This window comes from Corynebacterium sp. HMSC036D02 (assembly GCF_001836165.1).
In the GTDB taxonomy this organism is placed as follows: domain Bacteria; phylum Actinomycetota; class Actinomycetes; order Mycobacteriales; family Mycobacteriaceae; genus Corynebacterium.
Window position 1 is genome coordinate 52123 of record NZ_KV827649.1, and the last position, 23499, is coordinate 75621.

The 23499-nt window shown below is 60.1% G+C and carries 20 protein-coding genes; 9 read left to right on the top strand and 11 right to left on the bottom strand.

The annotated features are described in order from the left end of the window. Positions 1–4: 4 nt before the first annotated feature. From mltG to aspS, 6 genes are all read right to left on the bottom strand, one after another. The gene (mltG, locus tag HMPREF2743_RS01590) at positions 5–1180 is read right to left on the bottom strand and encodes an endolytic transglycosylase MltG (RefSeq protein ID WP_070527621.1); all 1176 of its coding nucleotides are present in this window, start codon (positions 1178–1180) and stop codon (positions 5–7) included. 22 nt (positions 1181–1202) lie between these two features. After that, positions 1203–1751, bottom strand: a complete 549-nt coding sequence (ruvX, locus tag HMPREF2743_RS01595; protein ID WP_070527428.1) for a Holliday junction resolvase RuvX — start codon at positions 1749–1751, stop codon at positions 1203–1205. A 58-nt stretch (positions 1752–1809) separates the two neighbouring features. Next, positions 1810–4497, bottom strand: coding sequence for an alanine--tRNA ligase (alaS, locus tag HMPREF2743_RS01600; RefSeq protein WP_070818069.1), 2688 nt, complete (start codon positions 4495–4497; stop codon positions 1810–1812). A 67-nt stretch (positions 4498–4564) separates the two neighbouring features. Continuing rightward, positions 4565–5920, bottom strand: a complete 1356-nt coding sequence (locus tag HMPREF2743_RS01605) for a replication-associated recombination protein A (protein WP_070527422.1) — start codon at positions 5918–5920, stop codon at positions 4565–4567. Beyond that, the gene (locus HMPREF2743_RS01610; RefSeq protein ID WP_246818740.1) at positions 5920–7122 is read right to left on the bottom strand and encodes a phosphotransferase; all 1203 of its coding nucleotides are present in this window, start codon (positions 7120–7122) and stop codon (positions 5920–5922) included. Before HMPREF2743_RS01610 ends, HMPREF2743_RS01605 begins: the two co-directional genes overlap by 1 nt. Before the next feature lie 81 nt (positions 7123–7203). Beyond that, positions 7204–9024, bottom strand: a complete 1821-nt coding sequence (gene aspS / locus HMPREF2743_RS01615) for an aspartate--tRNA ligase (protein WP_070818070.1) — start codon at positions 9022–9024, stop codon at positions 7204–7206. A gap of 204 nt (positions 9025–9228) precedes the next feature. On the opposite strand from aspS, the gene HMPREF2743_RS01620 reads away from it, so the two are divergent. From HMPREF2743_RS01620 to HMPREF2743_RS01645, 6 genes are all read left to right on the top strand, one after another. Continuing rightward, a complete protein-coding gene (locus HMPREF2743_RS01620) occupies positions 9229–10122 on the top strand; it encodes a KPN_02809 family neutral zinc metallopeptidase (RefSeq protein WP_070527413.1) in 894 nt (297 codons plus the stop codon). Between the two features lie 315 nt (positions 10123–10437). After that, positions 10438–12048, top strand: coding sequence for an inorganic phosphate transporter (locus HMPREF2743_RS01625; RefSeq protein WP_070527410.1), 1611 nt, complete (start codon positions 10438–10440; stop codon positions 12046–12048). A 135-nt stretch (positions 12049–12183) separates the two neighbouring features. Beyond that, positions 12184–12906 (top strand): CBS domain-containing protein, encoded by a 723-nt coding sequence (locus tag HMPREF2743_RS01630; RefSeq protein ID WP_070744760.1) that lies wholly within the window; start codon positions 12184–12186, stop codon positions 12904–12906. Between the two features lie 45 nt (positions 12907–12951). Next, the gene (locus HMPREF2743_RS01635; RefSeq protein WP_070818071.1) at positions 12952–14058 is read left to right on the top strand and encodes an LLM class flavin-dependent oxidoreductase; all 1107 of its coding nucleotides are present in this window, start codon (positions 12952–12954) and stop codon (positions 14056–14058) included. Next, positions 14059–14736: an FMN reductase gene (locus HMPREF2743_RS01640; RefSeq protein WP_070527401.1), complete on the top strand. Its 678-nt coding sequence runs from the start codon at positions 14059–14061 to the stop codon at positions 14734–14736. Between the two features lie 73 nt (positions 14737–14809). After that, complete coding sequence (locus HMPREF2743_RS01645; protein WP_070527398.1) at positions 14810–16219, top strand: L-serine ammonia-lyase; 1410 nt, start codon at positions 14810–14812, stop codon at positions 16217–16219. On the opposite strand, the gene hisS is transcribed toward HMPREF2743_RS01645, so the two are convergent. The 3 genes from hisS to tpx are packed head-to-tail and all read right to left on the bottom strand — an operon-like array spanning position 16216 to position 18640. Next, complete coding sequence (gene hisS / locus HMPREF2743_RS01650; protein WP_070527395.1) at positions 16216–17493, bottom strand: histidine--tRNA ligase; 1278 nt, start codon at positions 17491–17493, stop codon at positions 16216–16218. The genes HMPREF2743_RS01645 and hisS overlap by 4 nt on opposite strands. 5 nt (positions 17494–17498) lie before the next feature. Further along, on the bottom strand, positions 17499–18143 hold the full coding sequence (locus HMPREF2743_RS01655) for an MBL fold metallo-hydrolase (RefSeq protein WP_070527391.1): 645 nt from the start codon (positions 18141–18143) through the stop codon (positions 17499–17501). Continuing rightward, positions 18143–18640 (bottom strand): thiol peroxidase, encoded by a 498-nt coding sequence (gene tpx / locus HMPREF2743_RS01660; RefSeq protein ID WP_070818072.1) that lies wholly within the window; start codon positions 18638–18640, stop codon positions 18143–18145. Before tpx ends, HMPREF2743_RS01655 begins: the two co-directional genes overlap by 1 nt. 107 nt (positions 18641–18747) lie before the next feature. On the opposite strand from tpx, the gene HMPREF2743_RS01665 reads away from it, so the two are divergent. The 3 genes from HMPREF2743_RS01665 to HMPREF2743_RS01675 all read left to right on the top strand — a co-directional run bounded on the left by HMPREF2743_RS01665 (position 18748) and on the right by HMPREF2743_RS01675 (position 20536). After that, entirely contained in the window at positions 18748–19605 is an 858-nt protein-coding gene (locus tag HMPREF2743_RS01665; RefSeq protein WP_070818073.1) for a peptidylprolyl isomerase, read from the top strand. 287 nt (positions 19606–19892) lie between these two features. Next, positions 19893–20225 carry a hypothetical protein gene (locus HMPREF2743_RS01670; RefSeq protein WP_070744767.1) on the top strand — a complete coding sequence of 111 codons (333 nt, stop codon included), beginning with the start codon at positions 19893–19895 and terminating at the stop codon, positions 20223–20225. Between the two features lie 56 nt (positions 20226–20281). After that, the gene (locus HMPREF2743_RS01675; RefSeq protein WP_070527378.1) at positions 20282–20536 is read left to right on the top strand and encodes a hypothetical protein; all 255 of its coding nucleotides are present in this window, start codon (positions 20282–20284) and stop codon (positions 20534–20536) included. 134 nt (positions 20537–20670) lie between these two features. Here HMPREF2743_RS01675 and HMPREF2743_RS01680 read toward each other — a convergent pair whose 3' ends face one another. Together HMPREF2743_RS01680 and HMPREF2743_RS01685 are read right to left on the bottom strand one after the other, a co-directional pair. Next, positions 20671–21246, bottom strand: a complete 576-nt coding sequence (locus HMPREF2743_RS01680; RefSeq protein WP_210383634.1) for a DUF421 domain-containing protein — start codon at positions 21244–21246, stop codon at positions 20671–20673. Positions 21247–21319: 73 nt separating this feature from the next. Further along, the gene (locus HMPREF2743_RS01685; protein WP_070818074.1) at positions 21320–23383 is read right to left on the bottom strand and encodes a bifunctional metallophosphatase/5'-nucleotidase; all 2064 of its coding nucleotides are present in this window, start codon (positions 23381–23383) and stop codon (positions 21320–21322) included. Positions 23384–23499 lie beyond the last annotated feature (116 nt).

Genomic DNA, 23499 nt, shown 5'->3' on the forward strand with positions numbered 1-23499 from the left:
CAGATTACTGCTCCTCGGCCGGTGCCTCACCAACGGCCTCGCGCTGGCTGTCCAGGATGCCGGAGCGCACCGCATCATCAACGTTGGCGAGGTGCTCATCGTAGTTATCGGTAAACACCGTGGTGCCCTTGTCATCGACGGTGACAAAGAAGAGCCAGTTACCTTCCGCTGGGTTCTCCATGGCCTGGATAGCTTCCTCCGAAGGAGAGGCAATCGGCGAATCAGGAAGACCGTCCTTGGCATAGGTATTCCATGGCGTCTCGCGGTGGCGGTCCTCATCGGTGGTGGCCAGCTCCACGTCCTCGAGGCCATAGTTCACGGTGGAGTCCAACTCCAGGCGCATCGGCTCATCGAGACGGTTGAGGATCACTCGAGCAACCTTGTCGAATTCACCAGCCGGGGACTCGCGCTCCACCAGGGAAGCCGCAGTCAGAAGCTCATAGGGCTTCAAACCAATTGCTTGGGCGCGGTCAACGATGTTGGTGTCGTTGTACTTCTTCGTCGAGCGGGTGATCAGATCCGTCAGAATCTCCTGGGCATCCATGTTCGGGTCGAGCACATACTGGCCTGGGGCAATCAGCCCCTCAAGGCGCTTCGGGTCCTCGCCTCGTGCGCGAACCTCTTCCAGGGCCCACTCCGGTGCGCCCAGCTCAGCCGGGTCCACGGTGGCCGCAATCTTCTCGAGCTCTTCAGCGGAAACGCAGCCGCCTTCCTTACACGAAACCTGGGAAATCAAGGAGTAAATGCCGTAGCGAACATCACCGCCGAGCACATTGACATCGAGCAGCGTTGCACCGCCTTGGACGTCGAGGAGGTCCACCATATTGGCTTCATCGAGCAGCGCTTCGACGGCTGCCTTCGCGCTCATCTCCTCCTGGAGACGGTAGAAGCCGGGCTTGATTTGGCTTGCGCGTGGGTTGGAGTTGGCCGCTGAGGAGAAAGCTTCGGATGTCTTCACCACGTTCTTTTCTGCCAGCTCGGGTGCCAGTTCACCCATGGATGAGCCTTCTGGGACCTGAACGAGCTGGGTTACTCCATTACCTTGTCCCTCGTAGTCCAAGGTGCTGCCTCCTCCCAACAGGCGGAAACCGATGTAGCCGAGTCCACCGATGATGAGGACCAAGCTCGCAATGAGCACGGCCATGCCGCGCTGACGGCGCTTGACATATTGAGGTTCCATCGAGCGTCCGATGCGTGAAGGTTTACGGCTCACGTACTTCGTCTCCTACGTTTGAAGGGCTGTGGCCGTTCAACGCGAAATGGCGCGCATCCAGCCAGGACTGCAAAATTTCCACCGCGGCCGCTTGGTCAATGACCGAGCGGCCACGCTTCTCTGACACGCCAGAGGCCCGCAAAGCAGAGGTTGCCACCACCGTAGTGAGGCGCTCATCCACCATTCGCACGGGCGGAGGTTCCTTCATCCTGTCATCTTTTGCCAAGCGGCGGCGGATACGAAACGCGATTTCCTTGGCATGTTTAACACTTGATGAGCCATTGCCTTTGAGATCACGCGGCAAACCAACAGCCACCTCGACGGCGTCATACTCATGGATCAGGTCAAGCAAACGGTCAATATCGCCCTTGTCGCGATCCTTAAACCCGGTCTCACGCCGGACGGTTTCGACCGGCATGGCCAAGCGCGCGTCCCGGTCAGATACCGCCACGCCGATACGGACGGTACCGACATCGAGGCCCAATCGGCGCCCCGGGCCGGGATCGTCCACACCTGGTTTGTCGGGTTCTACGGCCATCGTGCTCCTCCTGGTTCTGCGAGTCAGCTACAACTGCACGCCAATTAAGGCGCGCTCGTTAGTGGGCTTCGAGCTCATCACGGACGGAGTCGAAGGCCTGCTGGAGGCCTTCGACGTTGGCGCCGGAGCCTTGTGCCATATCGGGCTTACCGCCACCCTTGCCGTCAACATAGCCGGAAACCACTTTAACCAAGTCCCCAGCCTTGACACCACGTTCGTTGGCAGCCTTGGTAGCCCCCACGATGAATGGCAACTTGCCGCCCTCATTCTCCGACGCCAAGACGACCACAGCAGCGACATCGCCGAGGCGGTTCTTGATATCGGAGGCCAGCGTACGCAGGTCACCGCCGTTCACGCCCTTTGGTAGCTTGGCAGCCACGAGGGTGAAATCGTTGATGGTCTTCGCCGTCGAGATCATCTCCGCGGTCTGGGACATGAGCCGGGCCTTGTGAAGCTCGGCAATTTGCTTCTCAGCGGCTTTGAGCTTCTCCGTCAACTGCGCGATGCGCTCCGGCAGGTCCTCAGTCTGGACTTTGAGCTCGCGGGAGACCCCCTCTACGAGGGCGGTCTCCTTCGAGTAGTAGCGGAATGCATCCAGGCCCGAATAAGCCTCGATACGGCGCGCGCCCGAGCCCACGGAGGATTCGCCGAGGACAGACACCGGGCCGATCTCTGCGGTGTTCTTTACGTGCGTACCACCACAAAGCTCGATGGAAAAGGGTCCGCCCATCTCCACGACGCGGACCTCAGAACCGTAGTTCTCACCAAAGAGGGCCATCGCGCCCATCTCCTTGGCCTTGTCCAAGGAGGTCTCGATGGTATTGACCGGGAAGTGCTGGTCCACTGCCTGGTTAGTCACCAAAGCGATCTCATCGAGCTGCTCCTGGGTGAGCTGGTCGGTGTAGTTGAAGTCAAAGCGCAGGTAGCCCGGACGGTTCAAGGAACCAGCCTGGACTGCAGTCGGGCCCAGTACCTGGCGCAGCGCGGCGTGGATGAGGTGCGTGGCGGAGTGCGCCTGCACGGCGCCGTGGCGCCATTGTTCATCAACGGCAGCCGTCACGCCGTTGCCCAACTCAAGGCCGCCGGCGGTCACCGTGGCCTTGTGGACCCACAGCTTCTTGCCGATCTTCTGCACGTCGTTGACCTCAAGGAGGGTCTCGCCAGCGATAATGCGGCCCCGGTCGGCGGTCTGGCCGCCGGCTTCGGCGTAGAGCGGCGACTGGTCCAGAATTACCTCGACGGTGTCTCCTGTCTCGACCTCAGTGACCTTCTCGCCATCGCGCACAAGGCCGATGACCTTGGCCTCGGACTCCAAGGTTTCATAGCCCGTGAACAGGGTCGGGTGATTATCCACCCACTCGCGGTAGAGCGACAAGTCAGCATGACCATGCTTCTTGGCCTGGTTATCAGCCTTGGCACGGCGGCGCTGCTCGCCCATGGCGGCGTCGAAGCCGTCCATATCTACGGTCAAACCGGCTTCCTGCGCCATCTCCAGGGTCAAGTCGATGGGGAAACCATAGGTATCGTGCAGTTCAAAAGCCTTCTCGCCGGAGAGGACCTTCGGAGTGGCCGCACGAGAGGTGTTCTTCAGCTCGGTCACGGCTTCGTCGAAAAGCTTGGTGCCCGACTCCAGCGTCTTCAGGAAGGCCTTCTCCTCCGCCACGGCAACGCGCAGAATACGCTCGCGGTTTTCTGCGATCTCCGGGTAGGACGGGGTCATGGTGTCCATGATGGTGTTCATGAAACGCTCCATGGTCGCCCCCTTCGCGCCCAACAACTTAGCGGAGCGAATGATGCGACGAAGCAGGCGACGCAGAATGTAGCCACGCCCCTCGTTACCGGGGGTAACGCCATCCAAGATGAGCATCATGCCGGTGCGCGAGTGGTCTGCCACTACGCGGAAACGGATCAGGTCTTCCTTCGGCGCATCCGGAACGTACTTCGCACCGGTGAGCTCTTCGGCTACGTCGATAACCGGGCGCAGCAGATCCGTCTCATAAACATTGTCCACGCCCTGCAGGATGCAGGCGACGCGCTCGATGCCCATGCCGGTATCGATATTCTTCTTGGGCAGCTCACCAATGATTTCAAAGTTGCCCTTGCCGATGCCTTCGCCGCGCTCGTTCTGCATGAAGACCAAGTTCCAGATCTCCATGTAGCGGTTATCGTCCGCGACGGGACCACCGTCCTGGCCATATTCCGGACCGCGGTCATAATAGATCTCGGAGCACGGACCGCACGGGCCGGGGATACCCATGGACCAGTAATTATCCTCCATTCCGAGGCGCTGGATGCGCTCGCGGGGAACGCCGATCTTGTTGTGCCAGATATCAGCTGCCTCATCGTCATCGAGGTAGACCGTGACCCATAAACGCTCGGGGTCGAGCCCCAAGCCGCCATCCTCTACCGAGTTCGTCAGAAGGTTCCAGGCGTGGGTAATGGCCCCCTCCTTGAAGTACTGGCCAAAGGAGAAGTTGCCTGCCATCTGGAAGAAGGTGTTGTGGCGGGTGGTGATGCCTACTTCCTCGATATCCAAGGTGCGCACGCATTTCTGGATAGAGGTCGCCGTACCGTTAGCAAAAGGCGGGTTCTGCTGGCCCAAGAAGTAGGGCTTGAAGGGAACCATGCCGGCGTTGACGAAGAGCAGGTTCGGGTCATCCAGGATCAGCGATGCGCTGGGCACAGCCTCGTGGCCGGCCTTGACGAAGTGCTGGGTAAAGCGTTCCCGGATCTCATGAGTCTTCACGAGCAAAAGTCCTTCACTGTTGAATGGTTTCTAGTCAGCGCTCAACTTTACCCGTCCGGTGCTGTGCTTAGCGACGCCGCCCCCGGATGATGTCCCGCAACCTCCCCAGGTACTCGCGCACCCGTTTTTCCGCGCCGTGGTCGGTGGGCTGATAATACTCGGCATCAGCCAGCGTCTCCGGCAAATACTGCTGGGCTAGCACACCGCGTGGATCATCGTGCGGGTACTGGTAGCCGACGGCGTTTCCCAAGCGCTTAGCCCCCTCGTAGTGACCGTCGCGCAGGTGCGCGGGCACGTGCCCGCTCTTACCGGCCTGGACATCGGCTTGGGCGGCGTTGATGGCATTAATAACAGAGTTCGACTTCGGCGCCGTGGCCAGGTGGATTGTGGCCTGCGCCAGCGGAATGCGCGCCTCGGGCAGGCCAATCAGGGCCGCAGCCTCCGCCGCGGCCACGGCGGTGGGCAAAGCGGTGGGATCCGCCATCCCGATGTCTTCGGAGGCATGCACGATGAGCCGGCGCGCGATGAAGCGTGGGTCTTCACCGGCCTCAATCATGCGGGCGAGGTAGTGCAACGCTGCGTCCACGTCGGAGCCGCGGATGGACTTAATAAAGGCGGAGACAACGTCATAGTGTTGGTCCCCGTCACGGTCATAGCGCACCACCGCGCGGTTGACGTTGTCTTTGAGAATGTCGACGGTGAGCTCGCCGCCATCCGGTACCGCTTCGGCAGCCGCCTCGAGATAGGTCAGCGTGCGTCGCGCATCACCGCCGGCGAGCAGCACCAGCTGATCCAAAGCGTCTTCCGATGCGGTTATTCGCCCCGCCAAACCGCGCTCACTCCTCAGCGCCCGTTCCGCGAGGCTGCGGAGGGAGGCGTCGTCAAGCGGCTCCAAGTGCAGCAGCAGCGAACGCGAAAGCAGCGGCGCCACCACAGAGAACGAAGGATTCTCGGTGGTCGCGGCCACGAGAAGGACAGTGCGGTTCTCCACGGCAGCCAGCAATGCATCCTGCTGGGTTTTGGAGAAGCGATGTACCTCATCGATAAAGAGCACCGTGCGGCGGCCCTCGATGAGCTCGCGGCGCGCATGAGTAATCACTTCGCGGACTTGCTTAACCCCAGAGTCTAGGGCAGAAAGCCCAATGAAGTTATCCCCCAAGGAGGAAGCGATGAGGGAGGCTAGCGTTGTCTTTCCGGTTCCCGGCGGGCCGTAGAGGATGACTGAGGCCTCCCCCGAGCCCTCCACCAGCCGGCGCAACGGGGTCCCCGGCTCCAGTAGGTGCTTCTGCCCCACCACTTCATCAAGGCTCTGCGGCCGCATACGAGCGGCAAGGGGTGAGCCGGAATGAGTTGCAAACATATCGGGGCCACCCGGCAGGCGTGGCGCTGACTGGTCATCGCCGAAGAGTGACTCCTGCCCCATCAGGACTCCCGGAGACGGGAAGCTACTGCGCGGCCAAATGCGGCCACCGCGGAGCATCCATCATTCTTGCACTGCGCGGCAAACCGCGACAGCGCCTCGAAGGTTTCATAAAGATCACGGCGGATGAGGGCCTCATCTTCGGTGAAGGGCCCTTGATCGGAGCGGCGAAGCAGCGAGCGACGCGGGTCACGATAAATCTCGGCATTGCCCTCCGCCAGAGCTACAACACCTTCGATCCCACCGGCATACATGGTTGTCACGCTCGACAGAGCCCAACCGATGAGGCAGGCCACGAGCAATTCATGCAGTGTCTTCTCATCAGCAAACTGGGGCCATACATCGACGATGCGGCGCTGCCAGGCTTGGATGAAGACATCCGCTTCACTATCAGTAATCGGCCGTGAGAACAGGAATTGCGGGAAGCCAGCAACAACGCAGGCCACGTCGAAACCAACGTTACGGAAACCAGCCCACTCATAATCCAGGAAGGTCAACGTTGTCCCCGCAATGATGTTGTCTGGGGACAGATCGAAGGGAGTAAAAGCGCGGTTGCGGCCAGAGCTAAAGCTCTGCATGGCGCTGCGAGCCAAGTCGCGGACGTGCTCCGGCGGTTCCAGTCCGGCCTCACTGAGAATGTCAGCGCCGATCATAATGGAGCGCTTCAGCGAATCATCACGCAGCGCCTGGTGCTCAGCATATTCGGGATGCCGGCGCAGCTGACGGTTCAGCAGGGCCTCGTAATCCTCTTCGCGCCCCGCCGTTCCTGCGTGCATCTTGCCCAGCGCGCTGCCCAGGGATCGGAGCAGCTCACCGCGATCCTCATCGCTGCTGTGGGCGAGGGTATCCGCCAAGGTGTCGCCATCGCCGGCGTCGGTAAGCACGAGGATGCGCTTTTCCACATCGTGCGCAAGCAGGACTGGGCCTGGGCGGACCTCTTCAGACAGCGCCGTGGTGAATTGATAGGCCACCACTTCGCGTAGAAGCGCAGCGTCATCAATAGTGTGCCCGGTGACCGGGTTGTACTTGATGACGACCGACCGATGTGGAAAGAAGGCACTTGGTGTCGTGCGGGCACGAAGTACCACAGCATTGCCCGAGCCGGTGAGCTGTTGAATGTCACTCAGCTCAGGCTCGCCGCCATAGCGGCGGGAAATCATCAGCGATGCTTCCGTCACCACGGCATCAGCCGCAGAACTATTCATGGACTCGTGTCCCATCGAATTCACTTGCTTGCCTGCCTCCACTTGTCGTAGGCCCAACTACATTACCGGCGCTGCGCGGTCTTAAGACTCCTTCCCAGCCTTCTCCCCTTGTGCAGCCTTAGCGGCCTTTTCCGGCTTGAAGTCTACGCCGGTCTCCTTGCGCTGCTCAGCAGGGATGGTGCCCGGAGCATCGGTCAAGGGATCTACGCCGCCACCCGACTTCGGGAAGGCAATGACGTCACGGATGGAATCGAATCCGCCCAGCAGGGAGACGATGCGGTCCCAGCCGAAAGCGATGCCGCCATGCGGCGGAGCACCGAACTGGAAAGCCTCGAGTAGGAAGCCGAACTTCTCCTGTGCTTCCTCTTCACCAATGCCCATGACATCGAAGACGCGCTTTTGCACATCCTGGTCGTGGATACGGATGGAGCCGCCGCCGATCTCGTTGCCGTTGCAGACGATGTCATAGGCGTAGGCCAAGGCCTCTCCCGGATTCTCATCAAAGTTATCCAGGTACTCCGGCTTCGGCGAGGTAAAGGCGTGGTGGACTGCCGTCCACTTGGAGTGGCCCAGAGCAACGTCGCCCGAAGCGGTGGCATCAGCGGCCGGCTCGAAGAGCGGTGCGTCCACAACCCAGGTGAAGGCCCAGTCGCCGTCCTTGATGAGGTCCAGCTTCTTTGCAATCTCACCGCGCGCTGCGCCCAGCAAAGCACGGGAAGACTTTACGTCACCTGCGGCGAAGAAGATGGCGTCACCCGGCTTAGCACCGACGTGCTCGGCAATGCCCTCGCGCTCGGCATCAGTAATGTTCTTGGCCACTGGGCCACCCAGGGTGCCATCCTCGGCGATCGTGATATAAGCCAGGCCCTTCGCACCGCGTTGCTTTGCCCATTCCTGCCAAGCGTCGAACTGGCGGCGCGGCTGGGAAGCTCCGCCGTCCATGACAACAGCACCGACGTATTCGTTCTGGAAGACACGGAAGGTGGTGTCCTTGAAGAACTCAGTGCACTCCACGATCTTGATGTCGAAGCGCAGGTCCGGCTTATCAGAGCCGTAGTACTTCATGGCATCGGCGTAGGACATGCGCGGGATGGGCGTCTTAATCTCGTAGCCGATGAGCTTCCAGAGAGCGGATACAATCTCTTCCGCTAGGGCAATAACATCGTCCTGGTCCACGAAGGACATCTCAACGTCAAGCTGCGTAAATTCAGGCTGGCGGTCCGCGCGGAAATCCTCATCGCGGTAGCAGCGAGCGATCTGGTAGTAACGCTCCATGCCGGCCACCATGAGTAGCTGCTTAAACAGCTGCGGGGACTGCGGAAGTGCGTACCAGCTACCCGGCTTGAGGCGGGCGGGCACGAGGAAGTCACGAGCGCCCTCCGGGGTGGAACGAGTCAGGGTCGGGGTTTCGATCTCGGTGAAGTCGTGGCTGTCCAGAACTTCGCGGGCGGCGCGGTTCGCTGCCGAGCGCAGACGCAGCGCCTCGTGCTGACGCTCGCGGCGCAGGTCCAGGTAGCGGTACTTCAGTCGGGTTTCCTCACCGACTTCGCCGGAAGAAGACGGATCATCAATCTGGAACGGCAGTGCTGCGGACTTGTTGAGCATCTCCAGATCGGTGACGTTGACCTCAATCTCACCGGAGGCCAGGTTCGGGTTAGCCGAACCCTCAGGGCGCGGCTCCACAACGCCTGTGACCTTCACGCAGTACTCAGAACGCAGGTCGTGGGCACGCTCAGCCACCTCGGTCTCGCGGAAAACTACCTGGGCAACGCCGGAACGGTCACGCAGGTCAATGAAGATAACACCACCGTGGTCGCGACGGCGTGCTACCCAACCCGTCAGGGTGACGGTCTCCCCCGCCATCTCCTTGCGCAGTTCGCCTGCCAAATGTGTACGCAGCACTTTCGTTCAATCCCTTCTCATCGTTGACGCTCGCACCCACTCACGCCACGCGTAGACAGCACGCGCCGAGGGATGCAAGTACTTGAACGGCCCAAGTCTACCGCCCGCACCGGACTTGCTCAGCGCTAGGGTGAACACCATGTGCTTGTCGGCAGTCCACTTATCGAGCAGACACCACCTACAGCTTGTGGCAAAATCTCTGGCATGACTTTTAAATCTGGCGCCAATTTTGATGGTAAGCGAGCTAGCTCCGGCGGTGGAGGCCGCGGCGGCATGATCGCTACCGGCGGCGGCATTGGCTCTCTCCTTCTTATTGGTCTCTATCTACTACTCGGCGGCGATCCTGGCGCCATCACCGGAAGCGATCCCCAGACCGACCAGACCCAGGTGGGACCAGAGGAAAGCGGCGAAGACGCATTTGCGCATTGCCAAACTGCCGAGGACGGCAATAAGTACGACGATTGCCGCGTCATGTTTGCCGCCCAGTCCGTCGATAAGGTCTGGGCCCAGCAGTTGCCGGATCAGGCAGGCATCGAGTACATCGAACCGGGCCGCGTCATCTTCAACAACACCACCATGTCCGGCTGTGGCCAAGCCTCCGGCGCCACGGGCCCGTTCTACTGCCCGGCCGATGAGTCGGCCTACTTCGACACCGCCTTCTTTGATCAGCTCCGCAATTTCGGCGGCGAGAATGCTCCTCTGGCACAGATGTACATCGTGGCCCACGAATTTGGCCACCACATTCAAAAGCTGGAAGGCACGCTCAGCTTGTCCAATTACAACGAGCCCGGCGAGGATTCCAACGCTGTGAAGATTGAGCTGCAAGCTGATTGCTATGCCGGCCTCTGGGCACACTACGCCGATGAGGGCGAAGACGCTCTGCTCGAGACGATTACTGAACAACAAGTAACCGATGCCGTGAACACCGCTCGTGCTGTGGGCGATGACAACATCCAGCGCCGCTCGGGCGGCGAAGTACGCCCAGACATGTGGACGCACGGCTCCTCCGAGGACCGCGCTCAGGCCTTCCTCGCTGGATATAACACCGGCAAGATGGAACAGTGCGACACCTTGGGCCGAGGCGTATACAAGTCTTAATACTGAGCTTAAATAGTGCTAGTGCGGTCGCCACAAGGTCGCACCACCCCCAAATGTGCCACAAAAATGCAGATTAAATTCAAATACATGAAGTGTTTACCTGCTGGCAATCTTGATGCTTTACCCTGATCAAGTTCCCGCCGGTTTGCGGTGGGTTCCGCTCTGTCTTTAAAAGCATAAAAGAACCATGCGTGATGCCATCACCCTGCACCGCGACAGGCACACTATCCCCTGCTTTCACGGCGCATCCGCCCTGCCCGCGGCAGCCCGCGCTTCCTCATCACGCAACGTTCTCTTCATGAAAGGAACGACGTTTTGAGCACCGCCACGCCGACGATGCCTGACCTCGAATCGATGAATGGCAAGAACAAGGACTGGATCTGGCACTTGTTCTTCGGCGCCATCACCGCTGTCACGCTGATCTTCTTCATCATTTGGAGCAACGGCGAAGTTGCTGAGGGGGCTAATCGCGTAGTCCTGGTTACAGCGATCATCTTCGCCGTATTCATGGCCTTCAACATTGGCGGCAATGACGTCGCCAACTCCTTCGGTACCTCCGTGGGTGCAGGAACCTTGTCGATGAAGCAGGCCCTCGCGGTCGCAGCAGTCTTCGAGGTATCCGGTGCCATCCTCGCAGGCGGCGAGGTGACCGATACCGTCCGCTCCGGCATCGTGGACCTGGAAGCGATTGACGGGCTCGACCCCATGGAGTTCGTCTACATCATGATGGCCTCGTTGCTTGGCGCTGCCATCTGGCTGCTCGTCGCCACCCGCATGGGCTGGCCAGTTTCCACGACCCACTCCATCGTCGGCGGTATCGTCGGCGCCGCACTGACCGTCGGCTTCATCACCGGCAAGGGCGGCATGGATATGGTGCAGTGGGGCGGCATTGGCACCATCGCTTTCTCCTGGGTCCTTTCCCCAGTTCTTGGTGGTGTTGCCGCCTTCCTGCTCTTCAAGTGGATCAAGACGTCCATCTTGGTGTACAACGACACCGCAGACGAGCGCCTGCGCGAGATCAAGGTTCGCCGCGCCGCGCTGCGCAAGGAGCACAAGACCCGCTTCGAGCGCATGAACGAACTACAGCAGATTTCCTACACCAACGCCATGGCCCGTGATGCCGCCCTCACCGCGGAAGATGATTACGACCCAGAGGCCCTCGAGTCCGACTACTACCGGGATTTGCACAACCTCAACAAGGATCTCGAGGACATCAACGCGCATCGCGCACTGGAGAACTGGGTCCCGCTGCTAGCCGCTTTGGGCGCCATCATTATCTCCGCGATGATGCTCTTCAAGGGTCTGAAGAACACCGGCGTTGACTTCTCCACCCTGGAGACCTTCCTGGTCATGGGCATGATTGGCGCCGTGGTTTGGATGGCAGTGTTCATCTTCGCCCGCTCCCTGAAGAAGAAGTCCCTGTCACGATCGACCTTCCTTCTCTTCTCTTGGATGCAGGTCTTCACTGCTTCGGCCTTCGCGTTCTCACATGGCTCGAACGATATCGCTAACGCGATTGGCCCCTTCGCCGCCGTCTTCGACGTCCTGCAGACGAACCAGATTTCCAATGAAGTCACTGTCCCCCTCCCAGTCATGGTGGCCATGGGTATCGCCCTGATTTCTGGCCTCTGGTTCATTGGACGCTTCGTTATCCAGACGGTCGGTTCGGGCCTGACTCAGATGCACCCTTCCTCCGGTTTCGCCGCTGAGCTGGCCGCCGCGGCCGTCGTCATGGCAGCCTCCCTCCTGGGCCTCCCGGTCTCATCGACCCACATCCTCATCGGTGCTGTCCTTGGTGTCGGCATCGTAAACCGCGCCGCCAACTGGAAGCTGATGAAGCCTATCGCCCTCGCGTGGGTCATCACCCTCCCCGCAGCAGCTGCCATCGCAGCCGTGACGGTTTCCATCCTGCGCGTCGCCTTCTAAGACTTCAGCGCATCACGCGCACAGCACAATAGTGCTCTATCGCCGCGAGTGCCCCCATCAGCCGGGGACCTCGCGGCGATTGTGCTTTAGCGACTGGGCACAGCACGCACCGCCAGATCCGTACACTGGGTGCCCATGAGCGATAACTCCCTGGCTAGATTCTTTTCCGCCTTCAACGACATTGAGCAATTTCTCCGCCAGGCTATTGGGGCGAAGAATTCAGATTCTTTCTGGTGGATTGTTGATCGCGCACACGACAAGCATCTATTGGGCAAGCGCCAAGCAGAACAACTGAAAGACTTTGGCAACCTACGCAATGCCATTGCCCATGGCCGCTACTTCGACGGCGCACCCATCGCCACCCCGCACCCACAGGTCATCACGCAGCTGGAAAACCTGCGACGCCTGCTCACGGATCCGCCTACGGCGCAGTCCCTTCTTTCTGACCGTGACGTGACGATCCTTGCCCCAGATACCCCAATCATGGAGGCCTTGCGGCTCATTAACCAGACCGGCTATTCTCAGATACCTATCTATGAGTCGGGGGCATACCAGGCGCTGCTCACGACCAACGTCATCGCGCGGTGGATTGCGGCCGATTTGGGAGACGATGGCGTGGTCAACGCGGCGTCGATTAGCGCCGTTTTGGAATTCGCCGAGAAGAAGGACCGCGCCGAATTTCTGCCTCGCACAGCCAGCGCGCAAGAGGTCATCGACGCTCTCACGGAGCCCACCGCAGATGGCGTCCATGCCAGCGCAGTTCTCCTCACCGAGCACGGAAAGCCTTCGCAGCGTCCGCTGGGTATCGCGACACCGGGGGATCTCGCAGTATTGGTCGACGCCCTCGAATGGGAATAATCTCCTGGTACATTATTGTTGACACGTCACAGAAAGGAGATTGGCATGCAATTTGGAGTATTCAGCATCGGTGACGTCACGCAAGACCCCACCACCGGCCGCACCCCCACCGAGGCCGAGCGCATCCGCGCGATAACGGAGATCGCGCTCAAGGCGGAGGAGGTAGGTCTCGACGTTTTCGCCACCGGCGAGCACCACAACCCACCTTTCGTCCCATCGGCACCCACCACTCACCTGGCCTATATCGCGGCACAGACAAAGAACCTTCAACTCTCTACTGCCACCACGCTGATCACTACCAACGACCCCGTCCGCCTCGCGGAGGACTACGCCTTCCTCCAGCACCTGGCAGATGGGCGCGTCGACCTCATGCTAGGCCGCGGCAACACCGGCCCGGTTTACCCGTGGTTTGGCAAGGACATCCGTGAGGGCATTCCCCTCACCGTTGAGAACTACCACCTACTGCGCCGCCTCTGGCGCGAACCCGTCGTGTCCTGGCAAGGAAAGTTCCGCACCCCGCTGCAGGGTTTTACTTCCACGCCCGCACCTCTCGATGGCGTCCCACCCTTTGTCTGGCACGGCTCCATCCGCTCCCCACAGATTGCCGAACAGGCCGCCTACTATGGCGATGGCTTCTTCCACAACAACATCTTTTGGAACAAAGAACACACCGCGAAGATGGTGAACCTCTACCGCAACCGCTATGAATCCTATGGGCACGGCCGTGCCGATCAGGCCATCGTGGGCCTCGGCGGACATGTTTTCATCGGGTCTACCGAGCAGGAAGCGAAGGACTTCTTCCGCCCCTACTTCGACAACGCTCCGGTCTACGGCCACGGCCCTTCCCTAGAAGAATTCACGGCTCAGACCCCGTTGACGGTAGGCACCGTAGAGCAAGTGGTAGAGCGCACGCTGCAGTTTGCTGATTGGGTCGGTGACTATCAGCGCCAGCTTTTCCTCATCGATCACGCCGGACTGCCGCAAGAGGTGGTGCTTGAGCAGATCGAAATCCTCGGCACCCAGGTAGTGCCGGAACTGCGCCGCCGCTTTGAGGAACGCCGCCCAGATCATGTACCTTCTGACCCGCCAACGCACGCCACGCTCGGCTCCTATGCCCCACACGCACTGGTCAGCCCTGGAGAGGAGAAATAAATGCGCTCACTCGTGCTTGTTACGGCTGGGCTGTCCTCGCCGTCGTCGACGCGCGCGCTTGGCGACGCCCTTTCATCCGCCACCACCACTCACGTCACTGCCCGGGGTGAGGGCGTGGATATCACCGTCGTGGAGCTACGCGAGCTCGCGGGTGAGCTGGCCGAAGCCATGACCAACTGGGTCTCGCCTACGCCTCGTCTGAACGCGGCACAGTCCGCCGTACTGAATGCCGACGGTCTCATCGCCGTCAGTCCAGTCTTCCAAGGAAGCTACTCGGGCCTGTTCAAGATGTTCTTCGATACCTTAGAGCCGCATTCCCTGGAGGGGCTTCCTACCCTCATCGCGGCCACAGGCGGCTCCAGCCGGCACGCACTGGTCCTGGACTATGCCCTGCGGCCTCTACTCAATTACCTGCACGCCACGGTGGTCCCTACCGGTGTCTTCCAAGCCACGGAGGACTATGGCACCGCGGAAGGCGCGCGTAATGAAAGGCGCATCGAGCGCGCCGCTGGGGAATTAGCGGACCTCATGGTGCGCCCGCTCGACCGCGTCGCTGGGCTTACCGGCCCCCTCAGCGAAACGCAGGAAACGCCGCAGGACAGTTCCGAAGCCATACTGGATTCGGATCCTGCCAGTTTCCGCGCACTCCTGTCCCGCCACGACGGCCAACCGGACTAAGCAGGTATGGAGGGCTCTCGGTACTATCGTAAGGCGTAACTTATTTAACGCTTCTAAGGAGGTTTGACCCCACATGACAATTAGCGTGACCGATATCTTCTCCATCGGCATCGGCCCTTCCTCCTCTCATACCGTCGGCCCCATGCGGGCCGCCAAGGCTTTCCTCGAGACACTGGATGAACACCCTGCAAAGGTCCACGTCGTGCTGCGCGGCTCGCTCTCTGCTACCGGCCGCGGCCACGCTACGGATCGCGCCGTAATTTTGGGCCTTGCTGGTTGGGACCCGCTGTCAGTACCGCTCGACGCCGAGCCGCGCGCTGATGCCTTCATCCCTAGCGAGGGCTCCATCTCAGGCCCTGCAGGCGATGTGCAGTACATCATCGAGTTCAACAACGAGCCGGTGCCAGAGCACCCGAACTGCCTCATTTTCACCGCTTGGGACGAAGATGGCTCCATCCTCGCCGAGAACGCGGAATACTTCTCCGTCGGCGGCGGCTTCATTCTGTCCCGCGAGGAGTACAACGCCCAGCTCGAAACCGACACTGGCGTTCCGGCCGGTGTCGCTGCGGCTACCGCCGAGGACACCGTTCCTTATGAATTCCAATCTGGTGAGCACCTGCTTCACCTGTGCGCGGCCAACGACATGGCCATTTGGGAAATCGTCGCCGCCAATGAGGCAGTCCTGCACCGCGAAGAAGGTGGGCTCGACTACGTCTACCAGCACCTCGACCTTGTGTGGGACATCATGCGCGAATGCGTGACCGAAGGAATTTCCACCAAGGGAATCTTGCCTGGTGGTCTCCGCGTCAACCGCCGCGCGCCGCAGATGTACCAGCAGTTGTTGGCCAAGCAAGACGACGAGTCCTGTGGCTTTTCCGCGATGGAATGGGTAAACCTCTACGCGCTCGCCGTCAACGAGCAGAACGCCGCCGGCGGCCGCGTCATTACTGCGCCGACGAATGGCGCCTGTGGCATCATACCGGCGGTACTCCATTATGCCCGCGACTTCATGGCGGACTTTACGCGCGCCGATGCTCGCCGCTACCTGCTCACTGCGGGTGCCGTGGGCATCATTATCAAGTCCAATGCCTCCATCTCCGGCGCTGAGGTGGGCTGCCAGGGTGAGGTAGGCTCCGCCTCCTCCATGGCGGCGGCCGGCATGGCGGAGCTGCTCGGTGCAACCCCAGAACAGGTGGAAAACGCCGCCGAGATCGCGCTTGAGCATAACCTCGGCCTGACCTGCGACCCTGTCGGCGGGCTCGTGCAGATCCCCTGTATCGAGCGCAACGCCATCGGCGCCGTCAAATCCATCAATGCCGCTCGCCTGGCCCGCATGGGTGAGGGAACGCACCACGTCACCCTCGACAACGCGGTGCGCACCATGGCCGAAACCGGACGCGACATGCTCTCCAAGTACAAGGAGACCTCGCTCGGCGGCCTAGCGAAGACGATGGGCTTCACCGTCTCCCAGGTGGAGTGCTAAACCAGCTGACGGAGCTGGTTGACGATGTCCCCAACGGGGACGTCTTGCTGCTCGTGCGCGCGCAGGTCCTTGAGCGCCACGGAGCCAGCCTCTAGCTCTTGGTCACCGAGGACGAGCGCGAAGCGGGCGTTGGCGCGGTCAGCGCCCTTCATCGCTCCCTTAAGGCCGCGGTCACCGAAGGACATATCGGCAGAAATGCCGGCCTTGCGCAGGTCATTAATGATGCTGACCATTTTCTGCTTTGCCGCAGCACCCAAGGCCACACCATAAACAGCTACACGCTCGTCGACGCCCTCAAGCTCGACGCCCTCTGCCTCGAGGGCCAGAATAGTGCGGTCCACACCAAGGCCGTAGCCGATGCCGGACAGTTCCTGTCCACCAAGCTGGGCCATGAGGCCGTCGTAGCGGCCGCCACCACCGATGCCGGACTGCGCGCCAAGGCCATCGTGGACGAACTCGAAACAGGTCTTCGTGTAGTAGTCAAGACCGCGGACCATGCGCGGGTTGATGGTGTACGGCACGCTCATGTCATCGAGCAGGCCGGTGACCGTTTCAAAGTGCTCGCGGCACTCGGCATTGAGGTGGTCGAGCATCAGGGGGGCGTCGACAAGCTGCTCTTGGACCTCTGGGCGCTTGTCATCGAGCACGCGCAGGGGATTAAGCTCCGCGCGGGCCTTGGTCTCCTCATCTAGATCCAGCTTGAACAGGAACTCCTGCAGCTTCTCACGGTAGGCCGGGCGGCAGTCGTGGTCACCCAAGCTGGTCAGCTCGAGGCGGAACTGGCTAAGCCCCAAGCTGCGGTAGGAGCGATCCGCCAGCGCGATGATTTCCGCGTCCAGCGCCGGATCATCGACACCAATGGCCTCGACGCCGACCTGCTGCAGCTGGCGGTAGCGGCCCGCCTGCGGGCGCTCGTAGCGGAAGAAAGGGCCGAAATAGTTGAGCTTCACTGGAAGCTGGCCGCGGTCGAGGTTGTGCTCGATAACTGCGCGCATGACACCCGCGGTGCCTTCGGGGCGCAGAGTCACGGAACGGTCGCCGCGATCGGCGAAGGTGTACATCTCCTTCGACACGACGTCCGTGGACTCCCCCACGCCGCGGGCGAACAGTGAGGTGTCCTCAAAGACGGGGAGCTCGATGTGTTGGAAGCCGGACAGATGTGCCTGATGCACGAAGGTTTCACGGACCTTGGCAAAGATGGCCGATTGCGGCGGAACGTAGTCCGGCACACCCTTGGGCGCGGACAGGGCTTTGAACTGCTTCTTATCACTCACGCCCTTTAGAGTACATCCCCCGCCGCACGGAGAAACGGATTAGTCGCGCGTTCGCGGCGCATGGTCGTCGTTGGACCGTGGCCCGGCAAGATAGCAAGGGAGTCATCAAGTCCCCACACCGGACCGCGCAGTGAACGCTGCATCGCGGCGTGGTCAGAGTGCGGCAAGTCAGTGCGCCCGATGGAGCCCTTAAACAGCACGTCGCCGGTCAGGCCAATCCCCTCAGCCACGAGGATGACGCATCCCGGCGAATGCCCCGGTGCATGGAGCAGATCGAATTCAAGGCCAACTAGACTCAACGTTTCTCCGCCGATCAAGTCGCGGCGGTCCGCTACCTGCTTCATGGAGGCGGCAGCAAAGAGCATCTGCGACTCGGGAGATACTCCGGAGCCATCCACCAGCATGAACGCGTCATCCGGGTGGATGTAAACCGGTAGGTCAAACTCGGCGGCATCACGTGTGTGATCGATGTGACCGTGGGTGAGCACGACGGCTTCAAACTCCAGGGACTTCTCACGCGCGAGCTGCTCGAGCTTCTCGCGCGTGTGCATCCCTGGGTCCACGATGAACGCCCGGGAACCGTTAGCAACCACATAAGTGTTGGTTTTATAGGGCCCAGCGGCGAAACCGTAGATTTCGGGAGCGCTCATTACTTGAGTGCTGTCAAAGCTGCGTCGTAGTCCGGCTCAGTTGTGACCTCCGGAACCAGCTCGGTGTATGTCACCTTGTGGTCCTCGTCCGTGACGATAACCGCGCGGGCGAACAGGCCCTTGAGCGGGGAGCCTTCCAGGACGAGACCGAGCTTGTCGGCGAAATCGGAGCGGAAATCAGAAGCGCTGACGACGTTTTCGATGCCCTCTGCAGCGCAGAAACGCTCCTGCGCGAAAGGCAGGTCGCGGGAAACGGACAGGACAACGGTGTTCTCTAGACCAGCTGCCTCTTCGTTGAACTTGCGCAGCTGTGCCGCGCACACACCAGTGTCTACGGATGGGAAGCAGGACACCACCAAGCGCTTGCCTGCAAAGTCAGCGTTGGTCAGCTCTGCCAAGTCGGTTCCCACGAGGGCGAAGTCCGGCAGGGCGTCACCAACCTTGGGAAGCTCTGCGTTGGTTTGGACGGGTTCATTCTGAAAATTCGTTGTAGCCATGACACCCAAGCGTACTGACCCGCGGGGCGGCTCGCCACGGTGAATAACGGTGCGGTTAGGATGAGTGGGTCGAAAGTTTGTGAACCACCACAGTGAAGGAAACATAGGTGTCTACTAACAGCCAGCGCTTGGATGATGCGCTTAATCAGCTCGATCGCGAGCTGAAGTCCCGTGACCGCAAACAAAAGAGCCGACCGCTAGGCGTTGTTCTCATGGCGGCCGTGGTCATTATCGCCCTCGTTGGCGGTATCTGGTTCCTGTCCACGCGCTCATCAGAAGAAGAAATCCAGGCAGAAGAGACCTCCGCTGGGAAAACCACCACCGAAGCCCCCACTGCCGAGGCTTTGAGCGGCAAGCGCGCTAAGCCCCTTGGTGAGACCGTCACCTGTGAATACCCCGAGTCCGGCGACGCTTCCCGTGAGGTCCCCACTCCGGAGGGCAAGGACATTCCTGCCAAGGGTGAGGTGACCGTCAACTTCGCCACCAAGCAAGGCGATATTGAAATGACTCTTGATCGCTCCCTGGCTCCGTGCACCGTCAACGCGATTACGGACATGATTTCGGCGAAGTACTACGACGACACCGTGTGCCACCGCATGACTGATGGCGGCATCTTCGTCCTGCAGTGCGGTGATCCGTCCGGCAAGGGTTCGGGTGGACCGGGATTCCAGTTTGCCAACGAGTACCCCACCGATGAGGCTGACGACGCCGCAATGGCCCAGCCGGCTCTGTACCCGAAGGGTTCCATCGCCATGGCTAACGCCGGCGAGGACACCAATGGTTCCCAGTTCTTCATCAACTACAAGGACTCGGAGCTTCCGCCTGCCTACACCTACTTTGGCAACCTGACGGAGAAGGGCCAGAAGACCATCGACGCCATTGCCGCTAAGGGCGTCAAGGATGGGCAATCCGATGGTGAACCTGCTGAAGAGGTTCGCATTACTAAGGCCACCATCGAAAGCTAAGTTTTACCCCCTTTACGGTGATCAGCCTCGCTCACGTTCAGTGAGCGGGGCTTTTCCTTTCCCATCCCACACTATCCATCGCGTACTAAGAATTTCTTAGCCTTGAGCTGTTCGTTTGCCAAACCATGCTTAGTCACAGGCGTCACATCGGGATAAACCCAGCTCACATGCGACGGTCAGCAGTCCTCCAGACTGGCCATCCAAATGACAGAACCCTTGCAAAACACACAGCGTCTCAGTAGCATTTGTGAGGTCTTTGAAATTCCCGAGATACCTAAGGAACGAGAATGAAGCTCTTCTCCCGTAAGGCACTTGTTGCCGCCGCTACCGCCGCTACCGTTTCCCTGTCCGGCGTGACCGTTGCTACTGCTGAGACCCCTGCAGAGGGTACCCCGGTCGCAGCCACACCGAACACCGACGACTCCGCGAACGGTAAGAACAAGGATCAGAACACCGACGGCAATAAGAAGAAGGACGAAGAGTCCTCCAGCGTTTCCGAGGGCTCCTCGCTCTCCGACATGGACCCGAAGGTGATCCGTGACTGGATCGCTGTCTTCACCGCCATCATCGGCGCCCTGGGCACCGTCTTTGCTTTCTACAACAAGAACTTCGCTAAGTAAGTCAGACCACATAAGTCAGACTTTTCGTTCACCTTCGAGACAGATTAGGACACACTATGAAGTTCTTCTCCCGTAAGTCCATCGTTGCTGCTGCTACCGCTGCAACCATCGCTTTCTCCGGTACCGCAGTTGCTTCCGCAGCTCCGACTGAGGATGAGGGTTCCTCCAAGGCTTTCTTCGCTCTCTCCTCCGACGATGAAGGCAACGTTACGCCGAAGGAGATCCGCGAGTGGATCAAGGTTTTCACCTCCATCATCGGCGCCATGGATGACGCTCTGCGTCTCGGCGATAAGCTCGCTGGCATCAAGTAAGCCACAAGCGCCGCTCTCTCCCCTTGCGCAATCCGCGCAGGGGGAGATTTTTCGTTTTTCCTAACAGCGGATTCAACATCCAAACACGACGCGGCTTCTAAGCGCGGCTACTCTTGCAACCTGGAAGACAGTTCTTAGTCCTGTTCATCTACTTCCTCGATGCGCTCGGCGCCAAGGACATCCTTGAACACGGAGGCATCAACGAGCTGGCCTCGACGGATGACGGAGATCTGGCCGGTTGGCTCCAAGATCATCAACTGGACGTCGCTGCGCCGACCCAGGCCAGCCTTGCGCACGGCGGAATTAATGTCCCTTTCAGTGATGTGGGCGAAGCTCATGTTGTCTTCCTGCAACTGCCCCTTATAGACCAGCAAGACAGGCCTACGGTCGATAAACCGTGACCACGTCACTAATTGCCGGAAGGTACCGAATGCAGCTTCCAAAAGCATCAGGGTGAAAAGGCCGATGACGCCCGCAGCGAGCGTCGGTGGGTTTCCCACGATGACGCGGCCAGAGACCGCACCGAACATAATGATGATGACGGCGTCAGAGGCAGTGATGGATGTCAGAACACGGCTGCCGAAAAGCTTGACCAAGACCATGAAGGCCAGATAGATACCCAGCGTAGCGAGCATCACCAGGGGGATTCGGTGAGGCTCAATGCCGAGCTGGTAAACTGCCTCGCGTCCAAAAAGCCTCAGTGTATCCACAACCTACTACCCTACCTTCCGGGTGAAAAAGCTAAAGCCCGCACCGTAGTGCGGGCCTGTGCATTAGAAGTGACTAGATGTTGAACTGCTTGCGCAGCTGCTCAATCATCTGCTGTACCGGCGCTGGGAGTGCAGCAACCGGCATATTAATTGCACCGATAACTGCCGCGATGGCAGCAGCGATTGCGGCAGCGATGCCTACTCCCAAGCCTATGGAGGAGCCGGCGTCCTTAGCGGAGCCACCATCCTGCGAGCCATCCTGGCCATCAAGGGACAGCGGAAGAACAGCCTCAGTACCCGCATCGGTGGTAATGACGAGGTTCTGCTCACCCTTCAGCCCCTCCGGGATGGTGAGCTTGACGGTTGCGCGGCCACGCTCACCGAAGCCCTTGTCCCCTTCCTGCGCGGCGTTGTCGATTTCGGCCTCTGCCTTTGCATCACCAAGAGCAACGCTGACCTTCTTAGCCTGCGGCTCCTCCGCATTGGAGTAGTTCAGAGAGGACAGGTCAATAGCGATTTCGTTACCCGGCTTCACATCACCTTCGATGTGGACACCGATCTGGCCTTGGCCGGTGCGCACCTCAGCCTTGTCGGACTTGGCGTAGTCAATCATCGCCTGGGTGTCCATGTAGCCGACGTCATTGCGGTCCTTCAGCGCACCGGCGTTGAAGTAGCCATCGCCGCCCTTCTCGGTCTCGCTCGGAGCGAGGAAAGAGGACATCGCAATGGTGTAGTCCTTCTTCGGATCGAGCGGTTCGCCGTTGATGGTCACTGCCTTGACGCGGTTGCCCTGCTCTGCCTTCTGGTCATAAACCACGGTGACGTTGTTGGACAGGCCCATAGCCAGTCGAGCGCGCTCGCTGCCTGGCTGCCACTGGTTCTCTAGGGCGTTGATAAACTCCTGACCGGAAACGGTGCCTGTGATAACTTGGTTGCCGAAAGGCTGGACCGCGAAGATGTCCTTGTAGGTAACCTCCCCTGCCTTGAGGTCTGCGCGGACGCCGCCGGCGTTCATAATGCCAAGGTCAATGTCCTTGCCAATCTGCTGGGACAGTGCGTAGCGCTGGCCATCCGCAATGTAATTGTTGAGGGTGGATTCCACACCACGGTTGGAGCCTGGCTCGCCGCCCTCATCGGAACCACGGTACATGGCTTGCTCGATGGTGGCGGCAACCTTGTTGCCTTCCTCGTCAGACTCGGCCTTGGCCTGAGCAACGATCTCGGCAACCTCTGGGTCGTCGGCAAGCTCTGCGGCGTCGGCAGCTGTGTACTGCTTCAGCTCAATCTTGGTGACCTTCTTCTCTGCTTTGTCCCAGGTAATGTCGGCGTCATTCAGAAGCTTTCCGTACTCGTGGCCCTGTGCCCACTGCAGCGGGAGCGCACCTTCACGCTCAACCTCGCCCACAGTCTTCTGGTGGGTATCTCCGCCAAAGAGGATGTCAACGTCCTTGTTGAAGTCCTTGGCAAAGCCCTGTGCATCCTCGTGGAACAAGGCGACAACAACGTCGGCCTCGCCGGATTCCTTCAGACGGGTGGCCTCCTCGTTAGTGGCCTGTACTGGATCGGTGAACTCGACACCCGGGATGGACGCAGCGGACACCTTGTACTTAGTGTTCTCGGTGACGGTACCGACGAAGCCGACCTTCACACCGTTGATCTCACGGACTGCGGAAGCCTCGAGCAGGCGCTTCCCGTCCTTCATCACGTTGGCGCCAAGAATTGGGAAATCAGATTCTTTCATGATGCGCCCGGTAAGGTCTTCGGTGCCCTTATCGAACTCGTGGTTACCAACGGCGGTTGCAGCCAGATCCATGGCGTTCAAGGCCTGGGTGGTGTACTTGTCACCGGTGATGGCAGACACGAACGGAGAACCACCGACGTTGTCGCCGGAGGAGGTCAACGCGTATTCCTGGTCCTGGTTGACGTGCTTGATAAGGGCTGCCATACGTGCAGCACCGAGCTCATCAGGATTGCCCGCACGGTCGTTCGCAGGTTCAAGGTGGCCGTGGAAGTCGGTGAAATTAGTAACGGAAATGGTCACCTGGTCAGCCTCAGCAGCGAAAGCAGGTGTGCCGGAGAGTGCAACGGCGGTAACGGTAGTGGCGGCCAGTAGCTGGCCAAAGCGACGGAAGTTCACGTGGTTCTCCTGAGAATGAGAGGAATCTTGTCCACGTGTTTATAACGCATGTATCACGAAGGCGCAGCGCACGTTGAATCCGCCACCAGCGCGTTCATCAAAGATCTTTCCCAGTT

Excerpts from the sequence above, each read along its gene's own strand:
- mltG (WP_070527621.1), bottom strand. The coding sequence starts at position 1,180 with ATGGAACCTCAATATGTCAAGCGCCGTCAGCGCGGCATGGCCGTGCTC.
- ruvX (WP_070527428.1), bottom strand. The coding sequence starts at position 1,751 with ATGGCCGTAGAACCCGACAAACCAGGTGTGGACGATCCCGGCCCGGGG.
- HMPREF2743_RS01605 (WP_070527422.1), bottom strand. The coding sequence starts at position 5,920 with ATGGGGCAGGAGTCACTCTTCGGCGATGACCAGTCAGCGCCACGCCTG.
- HMPREF2743_RS01610 (WP_246818740.1), bottom strand. The coding sequence starts at position 7,122 with ATGAATAGTTCTGCGGCTGATGCCGTGGTGACGGAAGCATCGCTGATG.
- HMPREF2743_RS01620 (WP_070527413.1), top strand. The coding sequence starts at position 9,229 with ATGACTTTTAAATCTGGCGCCAATTTTGATGGTAAGCGAGCTAGCTCC.
- HMPREF2743_RS01630 (WP_070744760.1), top strand. The coding sequence starts at position 12,184 with ATGAGCGATAACTCCCTGGCTAGATTCTTTTCCGCCTTCAACGACATT.
- HMPREF2743_RS01635 (WP_070818071.1), top strand. The coding sequence starts at position 12,952 with ATGCAATTTGGAGTATTCAGCATCGGTGACGTCACGCAAGACCCCACC.
- HMPREF2743_RS01640 (WP_070527401.1), top strand. The coding sequence starts at position 14,059 with ATGCGCTCACTCGTGCTTGTTACGGCTGGGCTGTCCTCGCCGTCGTCG.
- HMPREF2743_RS01645 (WP_070527398.1), top strand. The coding sequence starts at position 14,810 with ATGACAATTAGCGTGACCGATATCTTCTCCATCGGCATCGGCCCTTCC.
- HMPREF2743_RS01655 (WP_070527391.1), bottom strand. The coding sequence starts at position 18,143 with ATGAGCGCTCCCGAAATCTACGGTTTCGCCGCTGGGCCCTATAAAACC.
- tpx (WP_070818072.1), bottom strand. The coding sequence starts at position 18,640 with ATGGCTACAACGAATTTTCAGAATGAACCCGTCCAAACCAACGCAGAG.
- HMPREF2743_RS01670 (WP_070744767.1), top strand. The coding sequence starts at position 19,893 with ATGAAGCTCTTCTCCCGTAAGGCACTTGTTGCCGCCGCTACCGCCGCT.
- HMPREF2743_RS01675 (WP_070527378.1), top strand. The coding sequence starts at position 20,282 with ATGAAGTTCTTCTCCCGTAAGTCCATCGTTGCTGCTGCTACCGCTGCA.